We start from the raw sequence: 12,842 nt of genomic DNA on the forward strand, positions 1-12,842 counted from the left end.
GCCGATGGCGAAAGCGGGAGAGCAGACGGACGTCGATGTCCAGAAGCGGAAGAACACCGAGAAGACGGTGTCCTTCCGGGTGCTCGAAGCGCTCGCGATACCGTTCTTGAACGTCATCGCGAAGCTCGAGCTGCATGACACGGCCAAATTGCCGGTGACGGGTGCATTCATCCTGAGTCCGAATCATTACAGCAACATCGACCCGGTCATCATGGCCTGGTCGGTGTGGAAGCTGGGGCGGGCGCCGCGGTTCCTCGCCAAGGCGTCGCTGTTCCGGATTCCCGTGATCGGTTTCCTGTTGCGCAAGAGCGGGCAGATCCCGGTCGAGCGTGCCGGAGGAACTCGGCACAACGCGGCGATCTCGGCGGCGAACCAGCTCGTCGAGCACCAGCAGGGAGTCATCGTCTACCCCGAGGGAACGCTCACCCGTGAGCCCGACATGTGGCCGATGCGCGGAAAAACCGGCGCCGCCCGGATCGCGCTGGAGCACGACATCCCGCTCATTCCTGCCGCTCACTGGGGCACCCAGGCGGTGTTGCCGCGCTACTCGAAGAAGCTCAGCCTCTTTCCGCGCAAGACGATCCAGATCGTCTTCGGCGACCCGGTCGATCTCGACGATCTGCGCGGCAAGCCGGTCGACCAGAAGGCGCTCCTCGAGGCGACGGATCGGCTGATGACCGCGATCACGGTGCTGCTCGAGGGCCTGCGCGGCGAGAAGGCGCCGGCGGAGCGCTGGAACCCCGCAGCGCACAACCAGACCGAGTTCGGTCGGATCGAAGCGAGAGACGGCGAGGCCCCCGCGTGAGCCGCGCCGCCGCTCGTGTGCCGGTTCGGCCGCGGGTCACCGTGCTCGGGGCCGGCAGCTGGGGAACCACGTTCTCGAAGGTGCTCGCCGACGGCGGCTCCGACGTCACGCTCTGGGCCCGCCGGCCCGAGCTCGCCAAGGAGATCCGCGAGGCCAAGCGCAACAGCGACTACCTTCCCGGTGTCAACCTCCCGCTCGCGATCACCGCGACCGCGGACATCACGGCCGCATTGAAAGACGCGCAGTTCGTCTTCGTCTCCGTGCCCAGCCAGTCGCTGCGGCAGAACCTCGAGCAGATCCGCGAGATCATCCCCGCCGACATCCCCGTCATCAGCCTGATGAAGGGCGTGGAGAAGGGCACCGGGCTCCGCATGAGCGAGGTGCTGGAATCGGTGCTGGAGATCGACCGCAATCGCATCGCCGTCGCATCCGGTCCGAACCTCGCTCTCGAGATCGCGAAAGAGCAGCCCACCGCTGCGGTCGTCTCGTCGACGAACCTCGAGACCGCCGAAGCGGTGGCCAAGATCGCGACGAACCGCTACTTCCGTTCCTTCGTGAACACGGATGTGATCGGCACGGAGTTCGGCGGGGTGCTGAAGAACCTGATCGCGGTCGCCATCGGAATCGTCGACGGCGTCGGCTACGGCGAGAACACGAAGGCGTCGATCATCACCCGCGGACTCGTGGAGATGACCGATTTCGCGGTGGCCTACGGCGGGCATCCGGAGACCCTGTCGGGGCTCGCGGGCCTCGGCGACCTGATCGCCACCAGCGGCTCGTCGCTCTCGCGCAACAACACCGCCGGCCGCCTGCTCGGGCAGGGGTACAGCTTCGCCGATGTCGTGAAGTCGATGCAGCAGACCGCGGAGGGGCTCGCATCCGTCGCGCCCGTTCTGGAGCTCGCGGCGGCCAAGGGCGTTGACATGCCCATCTGCCGTCAGGTGAGCGAGGTGCTGGCCGGTACGCTCGATCCGAAAGACATAGCCCCCCACCTGACGACCGACGACGATTCGGGACCGCAGGGCGAAAGGACTCTCGATGCCAGGCAAGATCACGGTGGTGCTGCTCTTCGGAGGTCGCTCAAGCGAGCATTCGATCAGCTGCGCAACCGCGGGCGGAGTTCTTGAGGCGATCGATCGGTCGCGCTTCGACGTGATCCCGGTGGGGATCACCCGGGAGGGCGCGTTCGTGCTCGAAGACGACGACCCGGCGAAGTTCCGGCTCGACGTGAACGCTCTGCCGCAGGTGCTCGACAACGGAACGCGCATCCTGTGGCCGGATTCGATCGAGACCCGGGAGCTCTCGGTGCGGTCAGCCTCGGGCGACGGTGCGGGTGACTCTGCGGGCGGCGAATCGGTGCGGTCGCTCGGAGACGTGGATGTGGTGTTCCCCATCCTGCACGGACCGTACGGCGAAGACGGAACGGTGCAGGGGCTGCTAGAGCTGATCGGCCTGTCTTATGTGGGTTCGGGCGTGCTCGCCTCGGCGCTCGGCATGGACAAGCACTACACGAAGACCGTGCTCGAGAAGGCCGGCATCGCAGTGGCGCCCTGGCGCACCCTCACGGCGCGCGAGTGGGCGACGTCTCCCGAGGCGATCACCGCCTCTGCATCGACGCTCGGTCTGCCGCTGTTCGTGAAGCCCGCGCGCGCGGGATCGTCGGTGGGCGTGAGCAAGGTGTCGTCGCTGTCCGAGTTGCCGGCCGCGATCGACGTGGCCCTGCGGGAGGATTCGCGGGTGCTGATCGAGCAGGGCATCGCCGGGCGCGAAGTGGAGTGCGGGGTGCTCGGCGGTCGCGGCGGAACGATGCCGCGAGTGTCGGTGGCCGGTGAGATCGTGATGACCACGCGGGAGTTCTACGACTTCGACGCGAAATACTTGGATGCGCCGGGCGTCGAGCTCGTGTGCCCGGCGGCGCTCACGCCGGAGGAGTTGGCGACCATGCAGTCGCTCGCTGCACGCGCCTTCACGGCGATCGACGGGGCGGGGCTGGCACGAGTCGACTTCTTCCTCACGCCGACGGGTTTCGTGGTGAACGAGATCAACACGATGCCCGGCTTCACGCCGATCTCGATGTTCCCGAAGTGCTGGATCGCGTCGGGGCTGAGCTATCCGGAGATCATCGACGAGCTCATCGCGCTCGCGCTCGAGGCCTGAGCCCGGCGGTCTCAGTCCGCGGGGATCGGAACGGGCGTGCCCGTCGAGGTGCCCGTGCCGTCGTCGAGGTCGAGGCACTGATTGGTCTGCGGGATCGACGAGACCGCGTTCGCCAGGTCGACCAGCGTCGACGAGCTGGACACCGCCTCGCTGTCGAGCACGACCTCCACGGCCGGCACCCGACCGAAGGTGGTGAAGCGGTAGGTGGGGGCGTCGCTGTCGTCGCGGATCCAGTCGACGCCGTTCACGTTGTCGCAGGGCAGCGTGGTCGGGCCGTAGGGCTGCACTCCGCAGCGCAGCAGAACGGATGCGGGATCGCCCCACGCACCGGTCGCCTGCGCATCCGTCTCCCGTTTCGCCAGGTCGGCCACCGTGTCGGGCAGCCGCACGATCACGTCGGCGCAGGAGGGATTGGTGGCGTCGTCGGCCGGGTCGAGGGCGACGGTGCCGGCGCATCCGCTCAGCAGACCTGCGGCGACCAGCGTGAGCGCGAGAATGCCGGCGGCGCGGCTGCGGGTCGGGCGGGCGAGGATGGTGGCGGCGGAGCGGGGACGGGTACGTGCGGGCATCGCTGTTCAGGCTACCGTTGAGAGGTGGCCCTCGACTTCGGTTTACCTGCGAACGCCCGCCCGGAGACCCTCGCCGAAGTCGGCGAGGTCGAGACGTTGCGACGAATCTTCCCTCGGCTGCCGCACGCTTCGACGGAGCTGCTGGGGCCGGGCGACGACGCGGCGGTGCTGGCGGCGCCCGACGGTCGCTATGTGGTGACGACCGACATGATGATCCACGGCCCCGACTTCCGGGCCGCGTGGTCGACGGCGCACGACCTCGGCTGGAAGGCCGCGATGACGAACCTCGCCGACGTCGCCGCCATGGGTGCGCGGCCGACGGCGCTGGTAGTGGCGATCGCGGCGCCGCTCGACACGCCCGTCGAGGTGCTGCTCGGCATCGCCGACGGATTGCGGGATGCCTGCGAGGCGGCGGCCCCCGGATGCGGCGTGGCCGGGGGAGACCTGTCGGTGTCGGCGACCCTGACCCTCGCTGTGACGGCGTTCGGCGACCTCGAGGGGCGTACGCCCGTGACGCGAGCCGGCGCGCAGCCCGGCGACGTCGTCGCGGTGGCGGGCGCGCTCGGGCGGGCGGGGGCCGGGATCTGGCTGCTCTTCCGCGACGGGGTCGTGCGCCACGCGGGCGGGGCTGCCCGCACCGCGAGCCCTGCGGGCGGGGCGCTTTCCTCGCGAGCTGGGAGCGATGTTGTCGGCGAACATACCGCGGGAGCAGCGACGGATGCCGGCGGCGCGCACACCTCACAAGCGGCGACCGAGGCGACCGAGGCCGGTGGGGCGGGTGCCGGGCTTCGCCCTCGCGACGTGGTCGACGCATCCGGAGTGTCCGACGCATCCGCGCCGCCCGCTGAACCCGACGCCGTGCTCGGGGCGGTGCTCCGGCGGGAGCACGCCGACCTGCTCGAAGCGCAGCTCGCGCCCACGGCGCCCATCGCCTCCGGGGTCGAAGCGGCGCTCGGCGGGGCGACCGCGATGCTCGACGTCTCCGACGGTCTCGTGCTCGACGCCAGGCGCATCGCGCAGGCGAGCGGATGCGTCATCCGGTTCGACCCCGGCGCCATCGCTCGCGAGGCGCGTGCCCTGCTCGACCTCGACGCGATCGTCGGCGACCACGCGGCCGATTTCGTGCTCACCGGCGGAGAGGATCACGCCCTGCTCGCGACCTTCCCGCCCGGCGTGCCGCTGCCGCAGGGCTTCCGTCGGCTCGGCGAGGTGGGTGCGGTGCCGTCGGGCGCGGCCCCGCAGGTGCTCATCGGCGACCGTCCCTACGACGACCGGGCCGGCTGGGACCCGTACGCCGACTGGGACGGCCAGGCCGGCTGACCCGTCACCCGGCCCCATCCCACTCCACCTCGCCTCGTCGCGACCCGCCAAAATCCGGCAAAATCCGCCCCTAAATCGCTCGGGGAGGGCGAATATCGGCGAGTCGCGAGGAGGAACGACGGTGGTCAGGCGGGCGAGGCCCACCAGAGCACGGTCTCGCCATAGGCCTTCGTGCGGTCGAGTGTCAGCCCCGCGGGCCACGCGGGTTCGGGGGTGCGGCTGCTGCGCTCCACGAGCACCGTGGCGTCGGGCGCGAGCAGGGGAGCGAGCGCGGACAGCGCCTCCGTGAGTTCCGGCTCCGGCAGCTCGTAGGGCGGATCGACGAACACAACGTCGTATCCCGCTCCCACGACCACGGGCGCCGCGCGGAGGTAGGGCAGCACCGCTTGCACCGACACGTCGACCCGTGGGCGCGCATCCCGTGCCGCCGCTCGGGTCACCGTCTCGGCGTTCTGCCGGGCGATCCATGCCGCCGGCGCGTTCTTCTCCACCAGAACGACGGATGCCGCGCCTCGGCTGGCTGCTTCCAGGCCCAGGGCGCCCGATCCGGCATAGAGGTCGAGCACGCTGAGCCCGTCGAGTCCGCCACGCGCCTCCAGCGCCGAGAAGATCGCCTCCCGCACGCGGTCGCTCGTGGGGCGGGTGCCAGAGCGGGGCACGGCGAGGTTGAGCGATCCGGCGAATCCGGCGATGATGCGAGGCATCCCAGCACCCTACCGCCCGTCCGAACCCCCTCAGCGGGTCGCGAGCGTCGCGAAGTCGCGCTAAGTCGGCCGAAGACACGGTTCAGGGGCGACTTAGCGCTACCTGGCGAGCCGATTCGCTGTCCCGGACGTGCTGTCGGGGGCGCGACATAAGATTTAGGCATGACCAGCCCGGCCCCCACCTCCCTGCCCGGGGCGGGTACCGCGCTCGATGCGAAGCTCTCGGGGGTGCTCGGAGGGCGCACGGCGTCGGCGTTCGAGAAGGCATTCGGCATCCGGACCGTGGCCGATCTGCTGAGCCATTACCCGCGCCGCTACGCCCGCCGTGGCGAACTCACGGCCATCGACATGCTTCCGATCGACGAGAACGTCACCATCGTGGCCGAGGTGCGCACCGTCAGCGAGCGGCAGATGAAGGCGCGGCGAGGAAACATCCTCGAGGTCTCGATCTCCGACGGCCAGGGTTTCCTCACCCTCACCTTCTTCAACCAGGCCTGGCGGTCGCGGGAATTGCGGCCCGGGGTGCGCGCCATCTTCGCCGGCAAGGTCTCCAACTACAAGGGTGCGCTGCAGCTCTCGCATCCGAACTACCAGGTTCTCGACGACCTGGCCCTCGCAGCCGGTGCCGGCGAGGCGCTCGACGACGCCGAGGCGAAGCGCTGGGCCGAGATGCCCATCCCGATCTACCCGGCCACCGCCTCCCTCGCCAGCTGGCAGATCGCGAAGTCGGTCGAACTGGTGCTCGACGGTCTGCACGGCGGCATCCCCGATCCGGTGCCCGACGAGGTGCGCGAAGAACGCGGGTTGATGACCGCCCAACGCGCCTTCGAGGGCATCCATCGTCCGCAGAAAGACAGCGAGTGGATGCGCGCCCGCGACACGCTGCGCTTCCATGAAGCGTTCGTTCTGCAGACCGCCCTGGTCAAGCAGCGCGCCGAGACGCACGCCGTGCACACCGCGGCCCGCACGCCGAAGCCCGGAGGCTACCTGGAGCGCTTCGACGCGGCACTGCCGTTCCGGCTGACGGCCGATCAGCAACTCGTGGGCTCGGAGATCGCGCGCGACCTCGCATCCGAGACCCCCATGATGCGACTGCTGCAGGGCGAAGTGGGTTCGGGCAAGACGCTGGTCGCCGTGCGCGCGATGCTGGCCGTCGCCGACTCGGGCGGCCAGTCGGCGCTGCTCGCCCCGACCGAGGTGCTCGCCTCCCAGCATCTGCGCTCGATCGTGAAGGTGCTCGGCCCCGACCTCGCGGCCGAACTCGTGCCCACCCTGCACACGGGGCAGCTGCCGACCGCCGAGCGCAAGAAGGCGTTGCTGCGGATGGTGTCGGGTCAGGCGAAGCTCGTCGTCGGCACGCACGCCCTGCTCTCTGACGTGGTGCAGTTCTACGACCTCGGACTCGTGGTGGTCGACGAGCAGCACCGCTTCGGCGTGGAGCAGCGCGACACCCTGCGGCAGAAGGGCACCACTCCGCCGCACGTGCTCGTGATGACTGCCACGCCCATCCCGCGCACGGTCGCGATGACGGTGTTCGGCGATCTCGACATCTCCACCATCAGCGAGCTGCCCGCCGGCCGCCAGGGTATCGAGAGCTTCAGTGTGCCGTTGGCCGAGAAGCCGGGGTGGGCAGGGCGCATCTGGCAACGCGTGTCTGAGGAGCTGGCCGTGGGCAGGCAGGCCTTCGTGGTGTGCCCGGCCATCGATCCTGCCGACACCAGCGGAGACGGGCTCGACGACCCCGATGAGGGCAGCGGCGAGGGCCAGAAGGATGCCGGCCCCCCGCCGCCCCCGAAAGCCAACGTCGTCGAGACACTTCAGCAGTTGCGTGCCACCCCTCTGCTCGCCGGGCGGCGCATCGAAGCCCTGCACGGCCGGCTGCCGAGCGAGGAGAAGGATGCGATCATGCGCGCCTTCGCCGCCCGCGAGATCGACGTACTGGTCGCCACGACGGTGATCGAGGTGGGGGTCGACGTGCCGAACGCGTCCACGATGGTGGTGCTCGACGCCGACCGGTTCGGCGTGAGCCAGTTGCACCAGCTGCGCGGCCGGGTGGGCCGTGGCGGTGTGCCTGGCCTCTGCCTGTTGGTCACGCACGCGGAAGCCGATTCGCTCGCCCGCGAACGTGTCGACGCCGTCGCGGCGACTCTCGACGGTTTCGCCCTGGCCGAGATCGACCTCGAGTTGCGGCGCGAGGGTGACGTGCTCGGCAGCGTGCAATCCGGTGGCCGGTCGTCGTTGCGGCTGTTGCGGGTGGTCAAAGACGCCGATGTGATCCAGGATGCGCGGGCCGTCGCCACCGGGATCGTGGCCGACGATCCGAGCCTCGACGCGCATCCCGCTCTCCGCGATGCGCTCGATCGGCGACTGCGCGAGAGCGAGCGGAGCTTCCTGGCCAAGACCTGACCGCGTTTCCGCAGAGGAATTCTGTGCGGTCCGCAAGAGCCTGTGGCTTTCGCGCGGGATCCCGCATCATCCCCACACACCCATTGAAATCTGCTCCGCACGGGAGCACAGTGGAACCAGTGGAGATGAGGTGGCTATGAAGACCCTGAAGTCACGCCGGAGCACTGCAACCCTGCAGCCCGACATCATGCCGGTGCTCTCCGCGGGGCGGCATCGCTCCCCGCGTTCGGGCGCCTGTTTCATGGAGTTCGCATCCTTCCTGGCGGGCGAACGCTGGAGCGATCATCCGTCGTGCACGCATGCCGGGCTCGCCCACATGGCGCGCGCGGTCAACGACCTGACATCGAATGAGGGGCGAAGTGCGCTCGCGCCGCTGATCCCCTCGGTGATCGGGTTGACGACCGATGATCCGAGGCTCGACCTCATCATCGCGGTCACGGCCGCGTCGGCGGCGATCCCGATCGCGTCGATCGACCGGCAGCACGCCCTCGCCGTCGGAGCCCTGGTATGCCAGGACGCCCTCGAGCGTGCAGGCGGAAGCGCACCGATCGATGTCGACGGCCCCCTGCGCGAGGCTCTCGACGCCGCGCCCGAGGCCGAGGCCTGGGCTCGACGTTTCCTGGATCGCAATGTGCGGTGGCGCCGTGCGGAGATCTCGGCGCGGCAGACGCATGTGACGATCGCGATGTCGGTCGACGGCGTGCGCTCGGCGTGTGCGCCGTTCCCCGACGAACGGCTCTACGCTTTGCTCGAGTCGACGATCGCCTTGAGCGCGGAGTTCGTGGCCCGGGAGCAGGAGCAGGCGGGCACAGCGGAGGCCGCGGCATCCTCGCCGGCTGCACCTTTCACAGCATCGGCACCACCGGTGTCGGAGCCGACCGCAAGGGCGCAGGGAGACTTCAGCCGTCACGTGTGACCGGGGGATCCCGGCGTTGATAGCCTTGGGCCATGAGCAGTGTCGCCGTGGTCCCTGGTTCCTTCGATCCCATCACCCTGGGTCACATCGACGTGATCGAACGTGCGGCGAAGTTGTTCGACGAGCTGCACGTCGTCGTGGTGCACAACCCCGACAAGCACGCCCTCATCCCGATCGCCCATCGTGTCGCCCTGATCGAGAAGTCGCTCGAGGAACGCGGTCTCACGAACGGCAACATCGTCGTCAACTCGTGGAGCGTCGGGCTGCTGGTCGACTACTGCACGGATGTCGGCGCCTCGGCGATCGTGAAAGGCATCCGTTCGCAGGTGGATGTCGCCTACGAGACGCCGATGGCGATCGTGAACCGAAATCTCGCGGGGGTGGAGACGATCTTCCTGCTGCCGGATCCGGCCCACGCGCATGTCTCGAGCTCGCTGGTGCGACAGGTCTCAGCGCTCGGCGGCGACGTCGCGCCCTACGTGCCGGCGCCGGTGGCGGAGTTCCTCCAACACACAACCGACTGATCTGCGGGCGTTCTCCACAGCATCGGCCAGGGCGCGGAACCGGTCACGCCTGCGACCTATAGTCGAAGGAGAACAACCGGAAGGTCCATCGATGTCGAACATTCAGGTCGGCTACGCCGCGATGCTGGAGCAGTTCCATCCCAGCGAAGCCGTAGCCCTCTCGGCCTACGCCGAAGAGCACGGGTTCAGCGGGGTGATGGCGGCCGACCATTTCCAGCCGTGGGTGCCTCGTCAGGGGCAGTCGTCGTTCGTCTGGAACGTGCTCGCCGCGGTGGGGGAGCGCACGCGGGGAGACTTCGGGCCGGGGGTCACGTCGCCGAGCTTCCGGTGGCATCCGGCGATGGTGGCGCAGGCCTCGGCCACGCTCGGCGCGATGTATCCCGGGCGGCATTGGCTCGGGCTCGGCTCGGGCGAGGCCCTGAACGAGCACATCGTCGGTGGCTACTGGCCCGAGGCTCCGGAGCGCATCAACCGGATGTTCGAGGCCGTCGACATCATCAACAAGCTGTTCACGGCGTCGCTGGCCGGCAAAGACGTGAAGCACTCGGGCACCTTCTTCAAGCTGGAGTCGACACGGTTGTGGACGATGCCTGAACGGGCACCCGAGATCCTGGTGGCCACGGCGGGGCCGGTCACGGCGCGGCGGGCGGGCCGCACGGTCGACGGGTTGATCACGGTGGGGGCGCCGCTGGAGAAGATCTCCGGGTTGTTCACGAAGTTCGACGAGGGCGCGCGTGAAGCGGGCAAAGATCCGTCGACGATGCCACGGGTGCTTCAGCTGCATCTGTCCTGGGCGGCGACAGACGAGGAGGCCATGGCGAGCGCGCTGCGGGAGTGGCCGAACGGCGGGATGCGTTTCCCGAAGGCCGACATCCGGAGCCCCTTCGAATTCGAGCAGCTCGCCAAGATGGTGCGGCCCGAAGATTTCGACGGTCGCTTGGTGATCTCGAGCGATCCGGATGTGCACCGCGCGCACATCCAGCGCTTCGCCGACCTCGGGTTCGACAAGATCTACCTGCACAACGTCGGCCGCAATCAGCGCGAGTGGATCGATGTGTTCGGCCGCGACGTGCTCCCGAAGCTGCACCGATGAGCGGCATCACGATCGTGCCTCTCGGGGGCCTACCCGAGATCGAGGAGGGCGCCGACCTGGTGAGGCTCATCGGCGACGCGCTGGTGTCGGCCGAGCTCTCGCCGCAGAGCGGCGACATCCTGGTGGTGACGAGCAAGATCATGTCCAAGGCCGAGGGTCGGCGGATCGCCGCGGCCGATCGTGAAGACGCGATCACCGCCGAGACGGTGCGCGTGGTGGCCACACGGGCCTACCCCGGAGGGGTGACCCGCATCGTCGAGAACCGGCAGGGGCTCGTGCAGGCGGCCGCGGGGGTCGACTCGAGCAACACGCCGTCGGGAACGGTTCTTCTGCTTCCGGTCGATCCGGATGCGTCGGCACGTGCTCTCGCCGCCGGATTACGGTCGCGGTTCGGGGTGCGTCTCGGGGTCATCGTGTCCGACACCTTGGGTCGCGCCTGGCGGGAGGGCCAGGTCGATCTGGCCATCGGGGCCGCGGGAGTCGGTGTGCTCGACGATCTACGGGGCAGTCGGGACAGCTTCGGGCACGAGCTGTTCGTGACGCAGGCGGCGGTGGCCGACGAACTGGCCTCGGCCGCCGACCTGGTGAAGGGCAAGGCGAGCGGAATGCCGGTCGCCCTGGTGCGCGGTTACGGACACGCGGTGCTCGACACGCTCGACACACCGGCGCGGGCGCTCTCGCGCACCGGTGAGCGGGACATGTTCCGCCTCGGCACCGACGAAGCGATCGCGCTCGGTCGTGAGGAGGGCTTGGCCGAGGGGCGCGCCGCGGCGCTCGCGGAGGCAGGAGAGGCGGCGTTCGCGGTGGATCGCGAGGCGGCGCTCGCGGAGGCGCGGGAGGCTGCGTTCGCGGAGGGTCGTGAGGCGGCGCTCGCGGAGGCCCGAGAGGCCGCACTCGCCGAGGCGCGGGAGTCCGTCCTGGCCGAGGCCAGGGAGTCGGCGTTCGCCGATGGGCGTCGCGCCGGCCTGACCGAGGGTTGGGAAGCCGGATACGGCGACGGCCGCGAGGCCGGTCTGCTCGCGGGCCGCGAGGCGGGTTTCGCCGAGGGCTACGAGCGCGGCCTTGCCGAGGGTTGGGCGCGCGGCCTCGAGTGCTGACGCCACGACCCCACGGCGCGAGTGTCGTCGCACCCAGGCCGGCGAGCGAAGCGACCACCGGCCCGGGTGCGGCTGTCACACGATGATGCGGCGCAGGATCTCGCGCTCGCCGAACGTCCAGGACAGGGTGACCAGCAGGTAGAGGCTGGCCGCCAGAGGAACGAACGACGCGAACACCACCGTGATGAGCGGCAGCCAGCTCAGGATGCTCGCCGCCGCCCCACCCGGAGTGAACGCCGCCAGCACCCCGGCCCCGGCATCCGCGCCTCCAGCCCCGCCGGCACCGCCCGCGCGTCCGCCGGTGCCGCCAGCCCCACCACCACCGCCCGTGAGTCCACGACCGCCAGTGCCGCCAACACCACCCGCGCGTCCACTGCCGCCCGCGCCGCCCACGCGTCCACTGCCGCCCGCACCGCCCGAGCTTCCACTGCTGCCCGCGCTGCCCGCACCGCCCGCTCGACCGCCGCCCGCGCCTCCCACACCCGATGGCGGCACCGCGCCGACAGTCAGGGACGTCGCCCGCAGGCCCTGCCGGCGCGACAGCAGCGCGATCCCGGCGATCAGGGCGAGGATCACCGCCCCGACGAGCACTCCGATCGGGTCGGCTCCGCTCGAGACGGCTGTGGCGAAGCTCGTGCCGAGGGGCGCGCCGGCGAAGGTGTGACCGAGCAGCTCGTTCGGATGCCCGTTGATCGTCGGCAGCAGGAACAAGCCGTAGATCAGCGACAGGATCGGCGCCTGGATGAGCAGCGGCAGGCATCCGGCAAGCGGCGACGCGTTCTCGGCGGCGTAGAGCGCCATGGTCTCGCGCTGCAGCCGTTCCGGATTCGAGCCGTGCAGACGGTGGAGCTCGGCGAGGCGTGGGGCGAGGCGGCGTCGCATCCGCTGAGCCCGTGCCTGCGACAGGCCGACCGGGATGAGCGCGAGGCGCACGAGGATCGTGATGAGCACGACGGCGAGAGCCGCCGCATTCGCCCCGGCGAGGGGGACGAGCGCAGCGGCGAGGTACTGCACGACGGAATACGCTCCGTCGAGCGCGGCCGCGATGGGGCCGAAGGCGTAGATGTTCACAAGAACTCCAATCGAGCAAGAAAGCGCCGATGCATCGCGCCGATTCGCGGATGCACGGACGAGGACACGAACGTGTGGTCGCGGAGGAGTCTTCTCAGGTGAACGCGAGCTTCCGAAAACTCGCGCGATGCCTCAACCGAATTCCAGCCGAGCCGGAAGCGGGGCCGGAAGGCAGGGGCG

12 protein-coding genes are annotated in these 12,842 nt (G+C 69.8%); 9 read left to right on the forward strand and 3 right to left on the reverse strand.

The features are described 5' to 3' along the window. Window positions 1-4 precede the first annotated feature (4 nt). From N1027_RS12170 to N1027_RS12180, 3 genes are read left to right on the forward strand one after another with little or no spacing between them, the layout of a single operon-like run. Complete coding sequence (locus N1027_RS12170; RefSeq protein ID WP_259508244.1) at window positions 5-805, forward strand: lysophospholipid acyltransferase family protein; 801 nt, start codon at window positions 5-7, stop codon at window positions 803-805. After that, on the forward strand, window positions 802-1,932 hold the full coding sequence (locus N1027_RS12175; protein ID WP_259508246.1) for an NAD(P)H-dependent glycerol-3-phosphate dehydrogenase: 1,131 nt from the start codon (window positions 802-804) through the stop codon (window positions 1,930-1,932). Before N1027_RS12170 ends, N1027_RS12175 begins: the two co-directional genes overlap by 4 nt. Then, a complete protein-coding gene (locus tag N1027_RS12180; protein WP_259508248.1) occupies window positions 1,844-2,962 on the forward strand; it encodes a D-alanine--D-alanine ligase family protein in 1,119 nt (372 codons plus the stop codon). The genes N1027_RS12175 and N1027_RS12180 overlap by 89 nt, the downstream gene beginning before the upstream one ends. A gap of 11 nt (window positions 2,963-2,973) precedes the next feature. Here N1027_RS12180 and N1027_RS12185 read toward each other — a convergent pair whose 3' ends face one another. After that, entirely contained in the window at window positions 2,974-3,531 is a 558-nt protein-coding gene (locus tag N1027_RS12185) for a DUF3515 family protein (protein WP_259508250.1), read from the reverse strand. Window positions 3,532-3,555: 24 nt separating this feature from the next. Here N1027_RS12185 and N1027_RS20270 point away from each other — a divergent pair, with 24 nt between their 5' ends. Further along, window positions 3,556-4,851, forward strand: a complete 1,296-nt coding sequence (locus N1027_RS20270; RefSeq protein WP_259508252.1) for a thiamine-phosphate kinase — start codon at window positions 3,556-3,558, stop codon at window positions 4,849-4,851. 125 nt (window positions 4,852-4,976) lie between these two features. On the opposite strand, the gene N1027_RS12195 is transcribed toward N1027_RS20270, so the two are convergent. Continuing rightward, window positions 4,977-5,555, reverse strand: coding sequence for an RsmD family RNA methyltransferase (locus N1027_RS12195; RefSeq protein ID WP_259508254.1), 579 nt, complete (start codon window positions 5,553-5,555; stop codon window positions 4,977-4,979). 162 nt (window positions 5,556-5,717) lie between these two features. Between N1027_RS12195 and N1027_RS12200 the strand changes: the two genes are divergently transcribed. The 5 genes from N1027_RS12200 (at window position 5,718) to N1027_RS12220 (ending at window position 11,591) form a co-directional block, all read left to right on the forward strand. Continuing rightward, a complete protein-coding gene (locus N1027_RS12200) occupies window positions 5,718-7,961 on the forward strand; it encodes an ATP-dependent DNA helicase RecG (protein WP_259508256.1) in 2,244 nt (747 codons plus the stop codon). 136 nt (window positions 7,962-8,097) lie between these two features. Further along, on the forward strand, window positions 8,098-8,877 hold the full coding sequence (locus N1027_RS12205) for a hypothetical protein (RefSeq protein WP_259508258.1): 780 nt from the start codon (window positions 8,098-8,100) through the stop codon (window positions 8,875-8,877). Between the two features lie 32 nt (window positions 8,878-8,909). Continuing rightward, window positions 8,910-9,401 (forward strand): pantetheine-phosphate adenylyltransferase, encoded by a 492-nt coding sequence (gene coaD / locus N1027_RS12210; RefSeq protein ID WP_259508260.1) that lies wholly within the window; start codon window positions 8,910-8,912, stop codon window positions 9,399-9,401. 91 nt (window positions 9,402-9,492) lie between these two features. After that, a complete protein-coding gene (locus N1027_RS12215; RefSeq protein WP_259508262.1) occupies window positions 9,493-10,494 on the forward strand; it encodes a TIGR03557 family F420-dependent LLM class oxidoreductase in 1,002 nt (333 codons plus the stop codon). Then, entirely contained in the window at window positions 10,491-11,591 is a 1,101-nt protein-coding gene (locus N1027_RS12220) for a coenzyme F420-0:L-glutamate ligase (RefSeq protein WP_308199797.1), read from the forward strand. The genes N1027_RS12215 and N1027_RS12220 overlap by 4 nt, the downstream gene beginning before the upstream one ends. 75 nt (window positions 11,592-11,666) lie before the next feature. Here the strand turns inward: N1027_RS12220 and yidC are convergent, their stop codons facing one another. Beyond that, window positions 11,667-12,662 (reverse strand): membrane protein insertase YidC, encoded by a 996-nt coding sequence (gene yidC, locus N1027_RS12225; RefSeq protein ID WP_259508264.1) that lies wholly within the window; start codon window positions 12,660-12,662, stop codon window positions 11,667-11,669. Window positions 12,663-12,842 lie beyond the last annotated feature (180 nt).

Source organism: Herbiconiux aconitum, from assembly GCF_024979235.1.
GTDB classification, from domain to species: domain Bacteria; phylum Actinomycetota; class Actinomycetes; order Actinomycetales; family Microbacteriaceae; genus Herbiconiux; species Herbiconiux aconitum.